The 18790-nt window shown below is 41.0% G+C and carries 16 protein-coding genes; 5 read left to right on the forward strand and 11 right to left on the reverse strand.

The window, feature by feature from the left end; genetic code table 11:
* Positions 1-261 precede the first annotated feature (261 nt).
* A complete protein-coding gene (locus J8M00_RS12725; protein WP_211010644.1) occupies positions 262-2496 on the reverse strand; it encodes a M14 family zinc carboxypeptidase in 2235 nt (744 codons plus the stop codon).
* A 305-nt stretch (positions 2497-2801) separates the two neighbouring features.
* On the opposite strand from J8M00_RS12725, the gene gloA2 reads away from it, so the two are divergent.
* Complete coding sequence (gene gloA2 / locus J8M00_RS12730) at positions 2802-3188, forward strand: SMU1112c/YaeR family gloxylase I-like metalloprotein (RefSeq protein WP_211010645.1); 387 nt, start codon at positions 2802-2804, stop codon at positions 3186-3188.
* Between the two features lie 174 nt (positions 3189-3362).
* Here gloA2 and J8M00_RS12735 read toward each other — a convergent pair whose 3' ends face one another.
* Complete coding sequence (locus J8M00_RS12735; RefSeq protein WP_211010646.1) at positions 3363-4238, reverse strand: LysR family transcriptional regulator; 876 nt, start codon at positions 4236-4238, stop codon at positions 3363-3365.
* 146 nt (positions 4239-4384) lie between these two features.
* Between J8M00_RS12735 and J8M00_RS12740 the strand changes: the two genes are divergently transcribed.
* Together J8M00_RS12740 and J8M00_RS12745 are read left to right on the forward strand one after the other, a co-directional pair.
* On the forward strand, positions 4385-5059 hold the full coding sequence (locus J8M00_RS12740) for a type 1 glutamine amidotransferase domain-containing protein (RefSeq protein ID WP_211010647.1): 675 nt from the start codon (positions 4385-4387) through the stop codon (positions 5057-5059).
* Between the two features lie 35 nt (positions 5060-5094).
* Positions 5095-5703, forward strand: a complete 609-nt coding sequence (locus J8M00_RS12745; RefSeq protein ID WP_211010648.1) for a glutathione S-transferase family protein — start codon at positions 5095-5097, stop codon at positions 5701-5703.
* A 56-nt stretch (positions 5704-5759) separates the two neighbouring features.
* Here J8M00_RS12745 and J8M00_RS12750 read toward each other — a convergent pair whose 3' ends face one another.
* Positions 5760-8264: a M1 family aminopeptidase gene (locus tag J8M00_RS12750; RefSeq protein ID WP_211010649.1), complete on the reverse strand. Its 2505-nt coding sequence runs from the start codon at positions 8262-8264 to the stop codon at positions 5760-5762.
* Between the two features lie 242 nt (positions 8265-8506).
* On the opposite strand from J8M00_RS12750, the gene J8M00_RS12755 reads away from it, so the two are divergent.
* Positions 8507-9325, forward strand: a complete 819-nt coding sequence (locus J8M00_RS12755; protein ID WP_211010650.1) for a substrate-binding periplasmic protein — start codon at positions 8507-8509, stop codon at positions 9323-9325.
* Positions 9326-9427: 102 nt separating this feature from the next.
* Positions 9428-10756, forward strand: coding sequence for a hypothetical protein (locus tag J8M00_RS12760; RefSeq protein WP_211010651.1), 1329 nt, complete (start codon positions 9428-9430; stop codon positions 10754-10756).
* A 318-nt stretch (positions 10757-11074) separates the two neighbouring features.
* On the opposite strand, the gene J8M00_RS12765 is transcribed toward J8M00_RS12760, so the two are convergent.
* The 8 genes from J8M00_RS12765 to J8M00_RS12800 all read right to left on the reverse strand — a co-directional run bounded on the left by J8M00_RS12765 (position 11075) and on the right by J8M00_RS12800 (position 18740).
* Positions 11075-12331, reverse strand: coding sequence for an amidohydrolase family protein (locus J8M00_RS12765; protein WP_211010653.1), 1257 nt, complete (start codon positions 12329-12331; stop codon positions 11075-11077).
* A gap of 22 nt (positions 12332-12353) precedes the next feature.
* Positions 12354-12947, reverse strand: coding sequence for a GIN domain-containing protein (locus J8M00_RS12770; RefSeq protein ID WP_211010655.1), 594 nt, complete (start codon positions 12945-12947; stop codon positions 12354-12356).
* Between the two features lie 457 nt (positions 12948-13404).
* Complete coding sequence (locus J8M00_RS12775) at positions 13405-13947, reverse strand: GNAT family N-acetyltransferase (protein WP_211010657.1); 543 nt, start codon at positions 13945-13947, stop codon at positions 13405-13407.
* Positions 13948-14074: 127 nt separating this feature from the next.
* Entirely contained in the window at positions 14075-14656 is a 582-nt protein-coding gene (locus J8M00_RS12780) for an NAD(P)H-dependent oxidoreductase (RefSeq protein WP_211010659.1), read from the reverse strand.
* Between the two features lie 467 nt (positions 14657-15123).
* A complete protein-coding gene (locus J8M00_RS12785; protein ID WP_211010661.1) occupies positions 15124-15591 on the reverse strand; it encodes a GNAT family N-acetyltransferase in 468 nt (155 codons plus the stop codon).
* Between the two features lie 431 nt (positions 15592-16022).
* On the reverse strand, positions 16023-16352 hold the full coding sequence (locus J8M00_RS12790) for a hypothetical protein (RefSeq protein WP_211010663.1): 330 nt from the start codon (positions 16350-16352) through the stop codon (positions 16023-16025).
* A gap of 240 nt (positions 16353-16592) precedes the next feature.
* On the reverse strand, positions 16593-17540 hold the full coding sequence (locus J8M00_RS12795; RefSeq protein ID WP_211010665.1) for a PKD domain-containing protein: 948 nt from the start codon (positions 17538-17540) through the stop codon (positions 16593-16595).
* A 330-nt stretch (positions 17541-17870) separates the two neighbouring features.
* Complete coding sequence (locus tag J8M00_RS12800; RefSeq protein ID WP_211010666.1) at positions 17871-18740, reverse strand: hypothetical protein; 870 nt, start codon at positions 18738-18740, stop codon at positions 17871-17873.
* Positions 18741-18790: the final 50 nt, after the last annotated feature.

An 18790-nucleotide genomic window follows, 5' to 3' on the forward strand; every position in this document is an offset into this window, starting at 1 on the left:
TTCTTTATAATTATATTAATATTTAACGAACTTGTTTTGAGGTTCGCTTATTTAATTTGAGTTGGTGATGTTGTGAGTGGTGGTTTTTAATTTTATATTTAATGGTTCTGTTAATTGATTTTTAATGATTCGTGGGTTTTTAGTATATAGAGGTGGTAAATGCCTGTTTTTTATTTTTAAACTATAAATTACAGCAGGGTAAATATTTAACGGTGAAATTTGGCAGCACAAGTTAATGTGCTGCCTTGGGTTAAGCTAGCTTTATTTAACAGTGATAGTTTCAATAACCTGGCCATATTCACCATGGTTATCGAGTACGACAACACTAACGAAATAATCACCCGGGGCAGGGAAGGTGCGTGTGACCTTTACGTCACCATCTGCAAATCTATCATCTGAGCCAATGCGCCATAAACGCCTAACTATCTGGCCATCAGCATCAGTTGATCCTGAAGAGTCAAACTCGCAGGTCAAGCCGTTACACTGATAGGTTAAATTCGCAACGGGAGGAACTGTGCCCGGTAAGTCCATAGTCACCTCTTTGTTGGCGCGTACTCCGTTGGCATCTTCTACCTCCAATGCAATTTTGTAGGTGCCCGCTCGTCGATTGACAAACTCTATTTGTTTACCAAAGTACTCAAACTGAGTTGCGTCATTGCTTATGTACCAGCGGTATTTTAAGCCTGCTTTGTCATCGGTGCTGTTGGAAGCGTCAAATTTACACGCACCAAATGTGCAATTTGGTGTGAAGTTAGCTATCGGCGCTTGGTTTTGCTCACTGGCATCATCATCAATGGTTAAATACTTGGCGTATTTTACGCCCCATTGCCCTGTCGTATCTTGCGCTTTAATAATGACCGTGTAGCGGCCATCATCCCAATCACTTGTATCTAGGGCATAGTTAATCTTTTCTCGTGGGGAATCATAAATGCCGTCAGCGGGGGGAAGTATGAGGCGCTGGATCCGGCCTTCTCCTTGTTTTCTGACGGTTAGCCTTACTTTTTTGATAGCCTGGCTCGGTGGTGCAACACCAGATAGGGATGGGCCAAATGCATCATCATGTACGTCAGCAATAAGGTTTATCGGGGTCCCTGCCGGTACAGCTGTTTCCCCAGCGCCTTCTAACCTGAAATCTACAATTTGTGGTCCACCTGAGAGCTTATATGGTTTTTTCGCTACTTTCGCAGCGTAAATAAGTGCCTGAAGGTTATTGGGTAAAATCTCCCCTTCGAAATTAGAGCAATTCTCGAAGAAGGTTGAACCGAGTTCAAACGTATAAGCCGCCACGCCTAACTCGCCATATGCGTAGCCGTCAGCTGAACCACCGGCATTAAATTGTTCACTGATTTGTAGCGCTAGGTAATCGTTGTAAGCTGCCATTCTATGACCTAACATAGACAATCCGGCCGCGTTTGGTGGTGGCGTCGTGTCGTGTGACCAAGGCCACATAACAAAACGGCTGAAGCTATGAATATCAATAAATACGCCCGGAGTATCTAATGGCGCAGCATCAGTGAGTGAGTCACCACGGTTGTCTCCAAATAATGCTTTGACATAAGCTTGAATAGCTTGTGTTTCAGGCTCAGAGGCGGGAACTGGGCCATGGAATGTACTGGCGCATTGTTCATCTGTCGATCCTGAAGTTGCCGCCCAAGCGAAGTCAAAGTTTCGATTTAGGTCAACACCACGGTCTTGCTCGCTTTGTGCACAATAGCTTGTATTGGTATTCTTGCGCCATAGCAGACCCTGCTCGGCATATTTACGTCCATCTGGGTTGGCAACCAGAAGAATGTGGATCTCTCTTTGATTTAAAATCCAATGAATGTCGGCATCCGTCGTTCTATTTTCTAACAGGTGCTCAGCGAGGCGCAGGGTTGTTGCTCCGGGGGTGTATTCTCTAGCATGTAATACACTTTGCATAAACAGAGCTGGAAGTTGTTTATTTTTATTACGTTTTTTGTTTTTCAACACCAAGACGGTTAAGTCGTAGCCGCCTATACTTTGGCTTTTTTCCCAAGATGGGCCTATGGTTTTTAGCTCAACAAAATCCGGGTATTTTTCGGCGAGCTGTTGAGCTCGTTTATGTGTTTCTTCTACGGTTGGATAACAAGGGAAATTTGGAATTGAAGTCAATACTTCAGCGCCTGATGTAGGCGTTGCGGACATACTTTTCATTGCTTTTGGCAGAGTCGGTGCGGCGAAAGGTTTTGCTATATTTTGCTCGACAATAATCACTCCGGTCTGAAGTATAGTATTATATTCCTCCTTGTTTAATGAAAGTTTAAATGCATTGTGCGATGCATCAATTATTTTTTCATGGTATAGCCCAGAATAATGTGCTTTTTGCTCTGGGCTATTAAAGTAAAGTAAATAGGCTGATTGGTTTTCTTGCTGGTTTAAAAATTGTTCGGGTGTTTTTTCGTTGTGAGTGTAAGCACTTGAAGTAACTATACTGAGTGCTGATAAAATGCTTGCCTTTATTATGTTTTTATTCATTCAATGTCCTTTTATATTTATCTTTTAACTCTCATTACCCATACTTTCATACTTTTCTTGTTAAGTATATATTTTGTTCTATTTTTTATTTCTCTGCTTCAGTTGAGTTTTGAAAGTGTAAGTTGATGTAATTAATGTATATTTTTATTTTTGGTGCGTGCGTTGCTTTTTGCTTTTTATTTATATTAAAAGATTTATAATAAGATTGGCTTGAGCTTGTTGTTTTTTCAGTGAGGTCTACCTTTACTATCATATCCAATGATAGCGTAACACTAACTATAAACTTTCATTAGGCGGTAGATAATATGTTGAATGGCTTTCATCACGTGGCGGTTATATGTTCAGATTATAAAAGGTCCAAAGCGTTTTACACCGAAGTACTTGGTTTCACTATAGTTGCTGAAAACTATCGGCAGGAAAGAGATTCATATAAGCTTGACTTAGCGTTGGAAGATGGCAGCCAAATTGAGCTTTTTTCTTTCCCTGAACCACCAGAGCGACCCAGTAGGCCAGAAGCAGCAGGGCTTCGTCACCTCGCATTTAAAGTAGTTGATATTGAAGCCGCAATTTTAGATCTGCATGAACAGGGAGTGTCTACAGAGCCTGTTAGAGTAGATGAGTACACAGGTAAAAAGTTTACATTTTTCCAAGATCCGGATGGATTGCCACTAGAACTCTATGAAGTGACCTAGTGACAAATACAGAATTTGCTTAGTCGCTACCTAACGGATCAAATAATCGAAATGGGAGAGCGGTTTATATTGACTGAATCTAAAGCCGTGTTTTAAGTGGTCACAGTGCTCTGGCAAACATTGCCCAGAATATGACGCTCACATGAGAGTATGCGACTATAAAAGTTCGAGACCTTAATAATGCTCAAAGTACTTGAGCAAGAATTCAATTGCAAGCCGTGTCCTAAGGGGCTGAAATTGACGGTTTTGATAGACAATCCAGCTGGTAGCGCCGGAACTCCAAAAAGGCGCCAGTACGGGTATGAGCGTGCGCTCTGATATTGCACTATCAAATGTGCGCTGTGGCATATAGGCAATACCTAATCCTGCGGCACAGGCAGACACAACCACATTGGCATTATTGCTGCGCCAATTGCCTTTCACCTTTATTGTGTGTTTAGTATCGTCAATTTGAAATACCCAGTTATCGTTGTTTGCAATTACGCAGTTGTGTTGTTTTAACTGCAAGGGGTGAGTAGGGGTGCCATACTCTTTTAAATAGGCTGGGCTGGCCACTGCCATCATTGAACGGCTCACCAGTTTACGTGCGATCAGATTCGAGTCATTGAGTTCACCATAGCGAATAGCGAAGTCTATACCATCTTCAACAAAATTGACCATGCGACTGTTGAAATCAATGTCGATAGATAGCTCGGGGTGCAGTTTTGCAAACTCCATAAGGGCTGGTGCAATATAGTTTTCAGCAAATCCACCTGCTGCGCTTACTCTGAGTGTGCCACTGAGGTTAAATTGTTGCTGTGCTAATTGCTCGTTTGCTTGCTGTAAACCTGTGATCAGTTGTTTGCTTTGTTGATAGTAAAATGTCCCATTTTCTGTGAGGTTTATCTGCCTTGTTGTACGTGCAAATAAACTACACCCAACTCGTTGTTCTAAACGAGCAACTTGCCGACTTATATGACTTGTACTGCAATTTAGTACTTTGGCAGCAGAGGAAAACCCGCCGCTTTCTGCAACAGCGACAAACTCAAAGATACCCTCAAAACTATCCATTTGGACTCCACTTCTTACCACGTATTCATGAGTGTCTACTATTATTGCTAATTAGCAAAAGAGTTTAACCAATTTAGCTAATTATCATTTATATAGAAAAAATATAAAGTACTTATCGAGATAACAAAAGCCAAAGGTCAATTAAGATGAAAAAAGTTTTGATCCCTGTAACAAATCACCCTACGTTAGGTAGCACAGAGCAGCCAAATGGTACCTATGCGCCTGAGTTAACACATGTTGTCGCTATTCTAAATGCTCACAATATCGGGTTTGACATAGCATCCCTCGCTGGTGGCGAAGTGCCACTATATGGTACTGATATTGAAGATGATCAAGTTAATTCTGACGTACTCTCAAATCCTGATTTCATGGATAAAGTGAACAATACGCAGGTCATTTCTAAACTCGACATTGAATCCTATGACGCTATTTTCTACCCCGGTGGTTTTGGTTTACTAAATGATCTTGCCGAGGATAAGGTGATGGCTTCACTGGCGGCCAAGCATTATGAAAGTGGCGGCATCATAGCTGCTGTATGTCATGGGCCTGCTGCGCTCTTGCCAATTACTTTGAGTTCTGGCGAGTTATTGTTAGCGGATAAAAAAGTCACGTCTTTTACGCGAGAGGAAGAAGTGGACTTTGGCACCATTGAAGACATTCCTTTTTTGCTTGAGGAGTCTTTAACGCGAAAGGCTGCTCAGTTTAACAAAGTACAACCTTGGCAGAGCTTCGTAATCGAAGATGATAGGCTTATCACTGGGCAAAACCCTGCCAGTGCGCATGCTGTTGGCGAGTTATTAGTGAGCAAGATTGCGCGCTAGGTTAGCGTATGTCGGAATAGATAGAGAATTAATTAATGATAACCGTTCACCATTTAAATGCATCCCGCTCAACACGCGTTATTTGGTTATTGGAAGAGCTGGCTATGCCATATCATGTGGTGCAATATCTGAGAGATGAAACCACTAAACTGGCACCAGCTAGTCTTGGCAAGATCCACCCTCTAAATAAGGCTCCAATTATAGAGCACAACGGCCATATAATTTGCGAGTCTGGGGCTATATTGGAGTACATTCTTGACCAGAGTACGCAAAACCACCTGCGCCCAGACAAACAAAGTAGTGAATATTATGCGTATTTGGAGTGGATGCATTTTGCTGAAGGGTCACTTGGGCTGCCTATGATCACCCATTTGTTAATGCAAATGGAAACTCGATCTGGAAATGCGCCTCTAGATGGATATATAACCAAGGAACTGAATTTAGATTTGAGCTATATCGATTCAATACTTGCGCAGCGCACGTATTTCGCTGGCGCTATATTTAGCGCGGCAGATATCATGATGGCGATATCTTTAGAGATAGCGGGCAGTTTAGGACTGTTGGAAAACAGGCCTAATATCCAATCATATCTTGCTCGCATTCAGGAGCGAACTGCCTATAAAAAAGCACGCGAGTTTGGTTAGGTATTTTGGCTAGATATAAGGTAAATAAAAGAGCTGGTCCCAGCTCTTTTTAGGGTTTAGTTTGCAGCAGAGATACTTTTGCTGATCTTTTGCGATCTTTGTGTACATTGATCGATATTATCTTTCACGATGTCTAGTTTCCCTTTGATCCCTTCGATGTGTTGCCAGTCGAGAAATAACTGTTCAACAGCGTGCTTTTGAGCACTTGAGCAGGCCAATAAAAAGTTATAAGGAAACCATTGCAGGGCAGATTGAGCAACCCGTTTAAAAATTTCTGATTCACGCTTTTTTATTTGTTTTGCACTGGCTAGCCTAAGCGCAGGATTAAAAATTGGGTACTGAAAACGATAGTCTATTACCATACCTTGCGTGGCATCACTGAGTAACAGGTCATAATAGAGTGCAACGTTTTCTTCACTACTTACATAGCCAAGTGCGGAGAGCATATCGTTTTTGACAGAGCTGGGCATCTGCTTAAACTGTTTTATCAGCTGCTTATATTCTGACTTTGTGGCACTGTTTGCCAATACGGATACCATATCTGAAAAGTATGCGTGTGATTGACTGTGCGGTTTTCTATAATGGTGCAATGCGGCAGCAATGGCAGTAGGTCTTTTTAAATATAGACCGAATAGCTTAAGTGTATCCCCTCCAAATGGTTGAGCGAGAATATCTGACCAATCGAGTTTGTGTTTTATATGCCTATTCAAGTAGTCGGCGAGTTTTTCTTGGCTGCCGAGTTGTGCATGTTCCAAAAATGCGTCAAGTAGTTTACCAATGAGCTCATTTGCTTCAGAGGTATCAATATCGAGTTGGTTTAACTCTTTTACAATACCTTGAATATAATCCATATAATTGATGTACCCAGTTATAGCAAGTGCTTGTTGATTATCTCTAAAGGATGCCTGCTCAGAGGCGTTCAATTTTGAAAACGGAAACTCTTCGAGCCCAGTATTGTCCACATAGCGAAAATATCCGACGCCACCAGCATCGATGAATACCGCTTTAGTTTGGGGTGTGATTGACAGTGTTTCCTGATCACCTTCTAGTGTGAGTTTACGCTGAGAAAGGCTACGTCCATCCCAAAGTTTGATGGTCAGTGGGACAGTCCAAAATTGATTTTCTCTGTTTAACCAATCTTGCTGTTCAAACACCAAATGTTGTTTGTTTTTAGAGACAGAAATAAGAGGGAAGCCAGTACTTTGTGTAAAACTAGCAATAAAGCGTTGTAAATCACGTGCTTTAAACAATTCAGAAAACTGTGTTGTACTGACATTACCACCAGCGAAGGAAAGTACATATTGCTGAATGTGTTTCTGAAAAGCAGACTCACCAGCGGCTTGTTCGAGCATTTCTAGGATTGCTCTGCCCTTGGTGTAGTGCAATTGACCATAGGCTAATGTATCTTCGCGGTTTTTAACGTCAAATATAAGCGGTAAAGCATGGCTGTTGTCATCATAAAACGCTTTTGCTTGTGGAATATGGGTACAAGCAGCGTCATTTGGGTAAAGAGATTCAGTCACCTTGGCTGCAATAAACTCGGTGAACGATTCATTGAGCCAGTAATCATCGTACCATGCCATCGTAATGTCATTGCCAAACCAGCTATGTGCGACTTCGTGGGCAAGCAATTTTCTAAATTGGCAATGTGCATGGATTGATGCGTTTGGCTGTGGAATTTGATTTTCATTTAAAGATATTAAACCCAAGTTTTCCATTGCTGCGACACTGCCGAAGTTGCCGATAACAAAGTCCAATCGTTTAAATGGAAAGGGCTTTGCTAAATATTGCTCAAGAAATGAGAGAGCGCCTTCTATTGTACTACTGAAGTAGTCAGGTAGTGATACTTGATTGCCAGCTGGGCTATACACCTTGGTGTTCAAACGAGTGTCAGGAAAGGCTTGGGTTTTAAACTTTCCAACGGCCAATGTAAGAATATCTGTGTTCATAAGAGGTGTGGTAGAAAACTCCGAGACCTTCATGTTATCTCTGAGTTCAACCGACCTTAAGTTTGTATTGTGTAGTACTGAATAAGTTTTGGGCGTAGTAATGTGAAAAGTAAATTGTGTCTTTTTATCTGGCTCATCAAGCGTTGGGAATACCCTGCGTGCTTCCATGGATTGGAATTGGGATAGTAAATAATTGTTGCCTTGGTTACCTTTAACCTGAAAAACCCCTTCAACATGTTGGGAATACCGTGCGCTATAGACAATATGTAATTGCGCAGAACTTTCCACCACTAGAGGTAATTCATGCTCAATAATTTCATATCGGTTGGGGGAGGTGACGGGGAGTGACCAGTGCTTACCTTGATAAATAAGTTGCACTTCTTTGATATTCAGGTTTTTACTGTGATAAGCCAGTATTTGACTGGGCTTTTCTAACTTAAACTCAAGCGTTGTAGAACCTATAAGTGTAACCTTATTAGGGTCCAACTCTAAATGCACTATTTGTTGTTGCAGTGATAAATGCTGTGGCAAGCGGTGCTCTGCAGCATAGGCTGCACCTAGCCATAAACTCATGCATAAGACAACTACATAACCAATTTGCGTAAAACTCATATAATTCCCATTGAGGTTTTTTTATTTGGGTCTTCCAAATAGAAAAAGAAGGTACTGTGTTTGCCAGCATAATACAGAGCCTGTATTCAAGTCGCACATAATATCTAGTTTTTAATTGAGAACATGGTCCCAAATATGCTAGGTAAAAAAGGTGAAATTATAGTAATACGGTCATATTTGTTTTGTCAGATGTTTCGAACTTAACTAAGCTCAGTAAGAGAGACATTTTTATAGGCGGCAAAATGGCCCTGTTGTTACGAGCATTTATCCTGATATGTTTATTTTTTGGTTATGCTTGTCATGCAGCTAAAACCGTGTCTGTTATAACTCTTCCAGATTATCCTCCATTTGGCTTTTTAGATCAGGGTGACACACATGTAGCGCGTGTCGCACCAGGTGAAGATAGTCCTAACTTTCAAGGGTTTGCATGGGATGTTGTACGCGAAAGTTTTCACGAGATGGGCTACACTGTTGAACTTTGGGTCGTACCTTGGGCGAGGGCATTAACTTACCTTGAGAGTGGGCGAGTTGACTTAATTTTTCCTGTGAGCATTAGCGAAGAGCGCCTAAAAATATATAAGTACTCTAAAGAGTACGTAAATACCGTCTATTACCGCGTTTATGTTTTAAAAGAACAGTCATTTGATTGGAATTCATTGGATACTTTGAACGGAAAAACCATCGCACAAATGCGCGGGTTTAATTACGGCGCTCAATGGGAAGCGGCAACAGGTATAAAAAAGTATGATGTTGGTAAAATCATTCAAGGGTTTGAAATGCTTAAGAGTAACCGGGTTCATGGATTTGCTGGGTATGAAGGCATATGGGACATTGTATTGCAACGGCATAACCTTGAAGCAGAATTCACTAAATTACCTATGTTTGACAGCAACAAAGAGTTTATCGCTGCTTATTATGCCAATCCAATGGCGAAAAAATTATTGAAACAATTTGATCTAGGCCGCCAGCGGATCTCAAAAAATGGCACCTTAAAACACATTAAACAAAAATGGTCAGGTGTTTTGACGGACCCCAGTGAGTCGATTGAAGACAGCAATTGAACTCCCTTAAAAAATTGATTTAGCGCAATTAATCTTGCTCCCCACCTTAAGCTCTGAGCCGACCTGCCGATATCGAGAAATAACTGGATTATAAGGATAAGTATGAAAGTAACTTCGAACAGCCAAATGGCTGTTTATTCACTCGCGTATACTCCCAAGCAACCTAGGCGACCTTCAAATGAGGGGGCGGCAAGCCTTGATAAGGTTTCGCTCTCGCCAGAGTCAAAAAAAATGCATCCACTGCTGAGCACATCTAAACGTCTTGCGAATTCGGCTGACCTAGTCGATGCCGCTAAAGTCAATGGTGAAGGGCAGCTTATTGGCTATAGCAAACTTAACTCTCCAGAACAGGTCAATGAATTTATGGCAGTATTTGAGAGCGTGTCTATGGAACACCAAGACAAATTGCGTTATTTACCTGTTGATGAATCATTTTTAGATCTCACTGATAAGCTTACAACGCAACAAATCGAAACGGTAATTGATAGCGCGTTTTCACTTCATAAAGATCAAGTGCTAAATCAAAACTATATGCCAGAGCAAATTATTGACTATGTACATGGATTGGCGACCATGTCGGATGACAAACTTAAAACTACACTAGGCTTGACCAAGCAATTGCTTGATATTGGCGAGCAAGAGTTACTTGAAAGGTCTGTGAGCAAGCGCTACCCGCCGGGGATTATGTGGGGCACAACTGAGAACAAACGCTTGTATAAGCCTGATTATGAACACCCCACGGAAGGGTTTATTAGCGATGACCAAATCGGTGCACAGATGGTTAAGCGTTTAACTAAGGCTGCCGAGCAGCTAACTTCAGATGAATTAACTATGCTGGGCCAAAATATAGAAGGGCGTAGCTACTTAGCTGTTCGCGGCATAGTCGATATGGCCGCACTCTCGTCGAAGCATGAGAAAGGGGCTTTTATTAACCTACTTAGTGAACCAAGTGAGCAGACAGACGCACTCTTCGAACTGTTTGGGGCGCAATCGGACAAACTGGAATTTACGTCTTTTTATCATGCGAGTAAAAACCAAGATAGTGAGGACAAGCACCTTGTTAAGCTTTATTACGCCTATAATACGGACTCTGATGAGCAGCGCCAGAGCATGATGGCGGATATATTAGCTTTGCATAAAACCCAGGGTGCTGATTTTCTAAATGAGGCTGCACAGTTATTACGTGACGTTGATGCATCTGACAGAGCTGATGTTTGGCAGCAGTGGATTGAGGTGAATGACGACACTGGGAAGACGACAATTGATAACCTCGCAGAGCAAATTGATGCAAACAAAGATAACTCAGGGGTAAAGCAACAGCAGCTTCGAGATGAAATACGTGAAAGCTTCAAGTGGCATTTTGAGTCTGGGTTTGACTCCGAGTTAAGGGAGATTGAGCTTTCTAGGAAATCAGGGAGTGAGCATGTGTAGCATAGCGTTGTTAACACGTAACAAGTGTAGTGGCTCATACCTGATCTTACAGTTTAGGTGAACAAGCTTAGACTTTACCTTAGAGGCAGATGCAAGCGGCCTAGGGTAGTCGATAAAATGAGTAGTAATAGGAAATCCAATCTCATAATAACCGCTTCGACACCGCAACCGAAAATAGTGCAAGTAGCCAAAAAATAAGCTTAAAAATATAAGATTAATGTAGGGTGAGAGGCTTAACTCCTCTCACGGTATTTCATGGTTCTGGTGTCTTTGTAATCCGCTAATGTAATCAAGAACGACAAGTCTGTCTCTGTCAGCTTAGTTAATGGTATGCCCGATACGGCCGTTGATTATGACGGTGTCGATTTTCTCTATATCCCTAATATTATCCCACGGATAGCCATTTATTATGAGGATATCGGCAAGTTTTCCCTGTTCAATGGTTCCAAGTTGCTTTGACTTTTTAAGGGCTATTGCGCCATTTCTTGTCGCGGCGATAACGGCTTGAGTATCACTTAAACCAGCATCAACTAAACGTTTTAATTCCATATGATAACTGTATTGACCATGTACTTTTACCGGTGAATCAGTGCCAACTCCTAACATGACATCAGATTGTGCCAAGTGTGGGATGTTTAAGTGACCCTTTGGCTCTCGGGCGAGCGTGGGAACATAAGTCACTTGATTGTTTGTAACAGCATCAAGAGTTTCTTGGCGAATGATGTTTCCATGTCGAATACCGTGTTCAACACTTGTCACCCCAGTGTTAATTGCTTCGATTGTTTCGTTTTGACCACCTGTGTGCGCCGCGACCCAAAGGCCATTCTTTTCTGCAAGCGAGGTGATAGTAGCCAGTGTTTCCCGAGACATTCGAGGCATTTCAATATCATTAACGCTGTCGGTGTGACCTTGATAAACAACCTTAATACCGTCAATCCCTTGTGACATTAACTGTTCGATTTGTGTTGTGATCTGCTCTGGTGAATCTGACTGAAAAGTCATTTGTTTTAGTACCCAGGCTGGAATGTCTTTACGTTGGGTGGGGTGACCACCTGCAACGGTAAAAATTGGGCCCGCGACAAATAATCGAGGACCAGCTAATTTATCTTGAGACAATGATTTTTTTAAATCAAAGATGGCTGGCGCTATGTCTCCAAGCGAACGATAACTGGTTACGCCAGCTTGGATTAGGTCTTGTCTAACACTGGGTAAAAAGCGAAGTTGAGCCCAAATTGTATTTAGCATGTTGTCATGTTTGGATTGTTCTTTCCCCCCAAAGAAGTGGCCATGCAAATCAATTAGACCAGGCATAATTGACTTTCCCGTGGCGTCAATTATCAAAGTTGCTTCCGTAACATTACAACTTTCTCCAAGACAAGCGATTTTACCATCAGCTACCAATATGCCCGGGTTGCTTGTTGCAAATTCTGAGGTGGCGTCAAATAAAGTGCCGCCTTGTATCCACATATTTTGTTGCGGTTTTTCCCAAGTGTACAGGTCGTGTTTATACGCTAGCACCAACGCTAAACCAGAAATAATTAAAAATACTAACAGATATGCAAAGAGCTTTTTCATAACTTTTCTCCGGCTATTGGTCTTAATTAAATTTTAATTTGGTGTTGTTCAAAGTACCTCTGGAGCCGTTCGAACGCAGTTGCTGTAGTTTAGCCACTCCACGGATATCAAGGTCACCAGCGTCATTCATTTCTATGTTTGAGTTTTCTACTTGAACGACAAGATTCGCGTTAGCAGTGTCGTTAGTTTGTACACTGAGTTGTTTGGCAGTTAAGGATAAGCTTGTGATATCGCCGGATCCTGTGGTCTCAATAGAGATTTGGTCTGCGATCAATTGGTTTTCGCCTGTTAATGTGGCAGAACCAGAGGTTTTAATGTTTTTTAATTTTTTGTATGACACGTAAACTTTTACCGACTCACCACTGTGGTAGCCTTGGGTGGTCACGGTTAAGGTGCCATTTTCAATGTGTGTGATTACATCTGTTATGGGTATGCCACGGGCGAATACTTTGATTTGTTGATGATCGGATTGAGTGATAAAGACATCAGCAAGTCCACCAACAACAATACTGTCAAAATCTTTGACTTCTCTTATTTCTTGCTGACAGATAAAGTTGGTACAGCCTGACAAAATAGTGGTGAATAAGATTAAAACAATAGATAGTGAGTGATGCATATTAGCCCCTAGCGCTTTATTGATGTGGGTATTATTGAGAAAACGCTAGATGTAAGTAATGGAGTAATGTCATGAAAAAAACATGACATTTGTCATTTGTCTAAAAAGCAGTAGTTTATGAGATTGAGTGGTGATTAAGAAAGTAACCAATTGTGCTGATTAAACTGGTTAAGGCAGCATAATTTTTGTGCTGAAATTAATGAAATCAGAATCATTGACTTATATCTACCCAATGACCGCTTTTGGCACACCGCAGTTATTCAATGTCTCGTTTGATGCAACCATAAAAATCAAGTCTGGCAGGTAAAGGCTCATTCATATTAAGGGCTGTCGCGTGTGCACTTTTCTCTAGTTGAAATTCTTGATAAAGCATCAGCAGTTCGACTGCTAAGCCAAGTTTAATCTGTCTGTAAATTGTGTATGCATCATCTGTCTGTGACCTTTTCCCAATGCTTTGTTATATAATTTTCGACTCTGAACGCAGCAAGGCATATTGGTATTCATCACTCCATTCACCTTTAAAGAATATATTTTTTATAAAGTGGCCTTCTCGACGAAAGCCCATCTTCTCGAGTAACTTATAAGAAGCAATATTTCTTGTATCGGTCGTAGCAATGATTCTGTGCTTACCTAAACAGCCGAACAGATAGTTTATTAGGCCAGAGATCGCTTCTGTCGCCACATTTTTACCTTGAAATTCAGGTGCGACAGTAAAACCAATTTCAACTTGTTCAGCATCAATGAAATGAATAGCGAGATCTCCAACTATGGCATCATTACTCTTATCTGAAATAGCTAATTGATACCATTGTCCAGCAGCGCCAAAAGTGGCGTAATCCATACTCTCAAATAGCTTAATCGCATCTTGATAGGTGTAATCTGCCCAGCTCTGGTATCTAGCGACTGATTCTGATGCTCGGTAGTTCGCAAATTTCACCAAGTCTTTTCGTTCAAAAGGGCGAATAATGAAGTTGTGAGTTGTTATTTCTATGGAAGACATCTAAACACCTTTTATACACCTAGCTACTTTGTAGGATACAAACTTATTCAGGTTACTGGATAGGTACGAAAGCCTTATTTTGGGCCAAGAGTCCATCTCTTCTTATAATATCCAAATTTTGTGTGATTTATAACCTAGCTTCTATTTTCTTTACAAACTTGGCAATTTGAGCTTCTGTAAGGCTTTCGCTTTTGTATAGTGACAGCATTTTGAAATTACAGTTTTTTGCGCAGGCGCCAAGCAACGCGATTTTTAGAACTTTTTTTACAGGTTTTCTTAAGATAAAAAAGTCCACCCACCAAGGCGAGCCAAGGGTAGTGATAACAGTCATTTCCTTGAGATTGTTTAGGGATTGTTTTATCGGTCCATAATCGGAAGCATGTTCGTAAGCATGTCCTGGTGCCCATATGCGGTCAAACCAGCCTTTCAAAATTGCGGGGAAACTAAACCACCAGGTGGGGAAAATCAAAACTAACGACTCAGCTTGTTTTAGCTGAGCAATATCTAACTCGATTTGTGACTGGTCAAATTGGCTTTGGTAATAACTCTCTCGCTCTCCTTTGGTCAACACAGGATCAAACTTTTCTTGATAGAGATCCTTAACAGTGACGGTGTAGCCTTTGGACTCTAAGCGGTTAATTGCTTTTTCGGCCAAGTGTTTACATAAACTGTTTTCCAGTGGGTGGGCTAAAACAACTAAACAATTCACCAATGCCTCCTTGTGCACTTAACGGTTGGGATAGACTTTTCGCATACCATGAAACACAGACCGTTATGGCATGGTTGAGCGTTGGCGGCGAGTGTCTCTTTGTGGGCTGATTACGGCATTATCCCTTATTAGCAATAATCCCAATGCGTCATTAGTATCCACAGCGCTGTGATACTTAGCAAGCGCAATCTGTATAAATTTTGAAAACAAATGCGACTCATCGAAAGAGGCGATATTAACGCTGCGAAGATCTAATGGGCCGCATGACAATAGGTAATCGAAGTATCGAGTTTGCCTTCAATTCAAAGTTGTCATTGCGCATTGTGTGTCTGTGGTTTTCGTAGCTGCTCTACACACCAACAGGTTTTAGGTCTTGCGTAGCTTATGTCCCATTTTGCCAGAGTGATTGAAAGGGATCTCCATCTAGCAGGGCAACACCGCCCAAAACATGAAGGTCGATAACGACCTTATATACTTTTAATCATATGTAACATTTCAGGCTTAAAACCTAAATTTTCATAAAACTGATTGGCTTTTAGGTTATTGGCAAATACTTCGAGGTGTAATAATCGACACCCTTGGCTTTTGACCCACTCTTCGGCGCTGGCCATTAATAATTTTCCAATACCTAGCCCTTGAGATTTGGATGATACGGCGAGCAGTGGAACGGTACCGCATGTTTCGCCAGTAATGCCATCTTGGTGCATTCGAACATGTACAAAACCTTGAGGCGTATTGTGAACCTCGGCAATCAAAGTGGTATTTGGAACTGATGTCTTTGAGAGCATTTGTGTAATGTAATCGTCTTGCATTTTTTGGATCGCTTCATCAGTATGCCAATCTAATTTTGCAACCTCAGCTAAAGAAGGAGAAAGCTCAAAAATAAACGCTCTGTCATGGTCATTTGCTTGTCTTATTACTACGTTGTTTTTCATATTAACTTCTTAGTTTTTCATTTTTTATTTGCATAAAGCTTACAGTTTTGGGGGGAAATACTTAGGTAAATTTAGCGCTAAATAGTGTTAACCTTTTTTATAAGGTGTGGTTAACCTTCTATGTCTTCCTCTCTCTACAGAGTATCACTTTGTCTTCAGTTATCTATATATTTTTTGATTTGAAGAAGAAGTGGCAAAGCATGGCTTTCAACTTTTCCTGCAATTAATTTGTTGGTTAATTTTAGTGAGCACGCGGCGTAAATGGATTTAGCCTTGGTTTATATTTTTGAGCTGGAGGGGAGCTAATTGTTCATTAATAAGGAAGTTATAAATATATGTTTATAAGCTAAAGTACTGTCTGTTAGATAATAAAAGGAACCATGCCTTATGTATACACATATGCTAAAGTGGCTGGTTCCATTTACTAATGTCTATTTATCAGATACCGCATAGACAAGTGAGCACTCACCACTTTCCGATGTTCTTATCCAAATAGGGTGGCCTGTAGTATGGGCTGTTAATAAAAGCGAATACACGGCGTTATAATTTGAGTCTTCAGGGCGTAATTTTATATAACCAGAGCTTCCAGCATTGCATGATAGCTTTGATTCGTCACCAGAAGTACTTACGGATACGCCGCCTTTAGCTATAGTAACAATTCTTGTGATTTTGACATTAGTACAGCTTACTCCTGCACACTCGGCAGCGGCATTAAAAGAAAAAAGTGAAGCAAGTGCGGCAGTTAAAAAAATAAATTTCATGATCTCTCCATAGTTATAATCGTTAGTTTGGTGAATAGATAACGCTATTATATTTTTGTAATAAATGAACGGAGGCCATACAGCGCGCTCATTTAGGTTGTGACTTATTTGTAGTTAGGTATTTATATAATACAATTTGAAAACAAGAAATGTACATTCCTAGCCTCTTTCAATTTATGATGATTGCCGTGATGCAGCCATCACTTTTCAATAATAACTGCAACACATTCGGTTATAAAATCAAAACATCATCATGTTGATTGCAGGGAGCAATGCCTCGAAACCATAAACATAAACTTCAGCGCTTTTATCCGCAGAATACCCTTCGGAGTCAGATACAGAAACCGTCACATTGTAACGTCCTTTATTGGCATAGCTATGAGTTACAGAATTCTGCGAGCTTGAACTCGCTCCATCTCCTAAAGACCACAACCAAGAGGTTGAATCTACGATATCTTCTATTGAATAGGCGGCGTTAATCGTAAGGTTACTGCCAACGTATACGGAATAATGGTCGTTGTCTAACAATACGCTAGTTTGTACTTCGGGGCCGTAAAATGTGCGCACCATCAAAATATCCGTCTCACTTAGTTCGCCATTACCATTGTATTGCGGATTACAGTAATTCATGACAGAGCTCAAGTCCCAGCGGCCAATGTCGATATCGCCATTTGTCCCTTGTGTAGGCTCATCGCATGTATCCGGTGTGTCTTGTCTATTTTGTTCGTGAGCAAACCCAAGGGCATGACCAAACTCATGTACAGCGATAACTTCATTGCACCACCTGCGGGAGGATTGACAGTTTTGATTCCAATTCTCATATGTGAAGTTTAAACTCATACCATTTTGACGCCCACGTATTCTGGTGCCTAGCCCGTCTACATGCGCTCCAAATTCTGTGCTATCAGCCACTTGAATCCTGATGCCATCTGAGCTTCTTTCACATTCATTCCAACCAAAAAAGTTTACGTTTGAATTGGCTTCCCAAGAGTTTTCGACAGCTTCCCGTACTGATGCTCTATCTGCTGCTGTCGAGTCATTGAGGTTTTCCCAGCAGACATGAATGCTGTTGGTATTCCAGATGGTGCTGGTCAAAACATGACCTCTAGTGGTTACATCGGCGCTGGCTATTGAGTTGAACAATATAGCCATAGACAACACTGAAGTTTTCAACAGAGAAACGTGCATAATTGATTTCCTTGATTGTGATATTAATCTTTTCAAATTAACAATAATTAAGAGTTGTAAATTAGTATTGTTAAATGTATTTATGACGGTTATATGGCTTAACGTTGAATTATTAACTATGTATTCAACGTGCAATCATGCGAAGTTCATGAAGTCTTAAATATGAACTTTACTTGGCCACTTTTAATTTTATTAAGCATGTCCATAGTATTTTTAATTATAAATACCCCTTAAACTCTTGGGTTGAATTATCTATTTTTATTGCGTTTCTGATGCATTTTTTATTATTTAAATGACCAAGTAGTGCATTGCAGGAAGAAGACGAATTGTTTAATTTTCAGCACAGAAACTAGGCTGATACTGATAGACAAACTGGGTTTTGGTTAGGCTAAGGGCGTTAACAGCACTGTGTTCGCTTGCCAGCTTGTCAAATAAATCGGCCGCACGTGATGCAACCTTTTGGCTGTAATCTCCCTGATTATCTTGGTACTTAAATGATAATTCGGCAATTAAAGGGGTATTTGATTGCTGGGCGGTGTACCAGAGTGTCAGTGCAAACTCCGCGTCTTGTTCGCCTAAATCAATCACAATGCCTTCGTAAACATATTCAGAGATTGCTAATCCAGAAACCGCCTGTAAAGGTAGGGAGCTTGAAAGCTGGTATTTTTGGTGAAATCCCGAAAAGTGATAGTTAATATCTTTTACTTCATTGATATTACGTGTGTTAGGGGTTTTGGTAGAATGACTGTAGGTGACCTTCCAATTTCCTGATGCCGCAATACTGTAGTCGGCTTCGAGCTTAGTTTTTGCTTCATTAGAGTCGGCAGATAAGTCTTCAAATGCAGATAGGTAACGATCGGTATGGCGGTATTTTAACGTGACCTCAGATCCATCTTGATCTGTTCTTTCTCTAAACACATAACCTAGTTTTGCGAGAGTACATTCATGGATGATGTCATAAAAAGTGACCTCGCGCGTTTTTGCCAAAAATACTGAACCAGTCGTATTTTTGCTGGTAGCTTGGCGAGCGAGAGACGCCAGCTCTGTGAATACGCTGTTTACATCTGACAACTCTGTTGATTTGGTGAATAAGCTCGTGTCTAACATGAGTTTGTACTCTTTTGAGTCGACAACAGGGTTGGCGCATGCCATGTTGGCGTAGCAAAAAGCAAGCAGGGGGAGAGTAGCTCGGTAGTTCATAACTTTCCTTATTATATTGTGGTTAAAAGCGGCCGAAGCCGCTCAAATGG

The organism is Pseudoalteromonas luteoviolacea (genome assembly GCF_018100925.1).
GTDB classification, from domain to species: domain Bacteria; phylum Pseudomonadota; class Gammaproteobacteria; order Enterobacterales; family Alteromonadaceae; genus Pseudoalteromonas; species Pseudoalteromonas obscura.

What these genes read in the sequence shown, in the direction of transcription:
- J8M00_RS12725 (WP_211010644.1), bottom strand. Translation starts at nt 2,496, where the DNA reads ATGAATAAAAACATAATAAAGGCAAGCATTTTATCAGCACTCAGTATA.
- gloA2 (WP_211010645.1), top strand. Translation starts at nt 2,802, where the DNA reads ATGTTGAATGGCTTTCATCACGTGGCGGTTATATGTTCAGATTATAAA.
- J8M00_RS12735 (WP_211010646.1), bottom strand. Translation starts at nt 4,238, where the DNA reads ATGGATAGTTTTGAGGGTATCTTTGAGTTTGTCGCTGTTGCAGAAAGC.
- J8M00_RS12740 (WP_211010647.1), top strand. Translation starts at nt 4,385, where the DNA reads ATGAAAAAAGTTTTGATCCCTGTAACAAATCACCCTACGTTAGGTAGC.
- J8M00_RS12745 (WP_211010648.1), top strand. Translation starts at nt 5,095, where the DNA reads ATGATAACCGTTCACCATTTAAATGCATCCCGCTCAACACGCGTTATT.
- J8M00_RS12750 (WP_211010649.1), bottom strand. Translation starts at nt 8,264, where the DNA reads ATGAGTTTTACGCAAATTGGTTATGTAGTTGTCTTATGCATGAGTTTA.
- J8M00_RS12755 (WP_211010650.1), top strand. Translation starts at nt 8,507, where the DNA reads ATGGCCCTGTTGTTACGAGCATTTATCCTGATATGTTTATTTTTTGGT.
- J8M00_RS12760 (WP_211010651.1), top strand. Translation starts at nt 9,428, where the DNA reads ATGAAAGTAACTTCGAACAGCCAAATGGCTGTTTATTCACTCGCGTAT.
- J8M00_RS12765 (WP_211010653.1), bottom strand. Translation starts at nt 12,331, where the DNA reads ATGAAAAAGCTCTTTGCATATCTGTTAGTATTTTTAATTATTTCTGGT.
- J8M00_RS12770 (WP_211010655.1), bottom strand. Translation starts at nt 12,947, where the DNA reads ATGCATCACTCACTATCTATTGTTTTAATCTTATTCACCACTATTTTG.
- J8M00_RS12775 (WP_211010657.1), bottom strand. Translation starts at nt 13,947, where the DNA reads ATGTCTTCCATAGAAATAACAACTCACAACTTCATTATTCGCCCTTTT.
- J8M00_RS12785 (WP_211010661.1), bottom strand. Translation starts at nt 15,591, where the DNA reads ATGAAAAACAACGTAGTAATAAGACAAGCAAATGACCATGACAGAGCG.
- J8M00_RS12790 (WP_211010663.1), bottom strand. Translation starts at nt 16,352, where the DNA reads ATGAAATTTATTTTTTTAACTGCCGCACTTGCTTCACTTTTTTCTTTT.
- J8M00_RS12795 (WP_211010665.1), bottom strand. Translation starts at nt 17,540, where the DNA reads ATGCACGTTTCTCTGTTGAAAACTTCAGTGTTGTCTATGGCTATATTG.
- J8M00_RS12800 (WP_211010666.1), bottom strand. Translation starts at nt 18,740, where the DNA reads ATGAACTACCGAGCTACTCTCCCCCTGCTTGCTTTTTGCTACGCCAAC.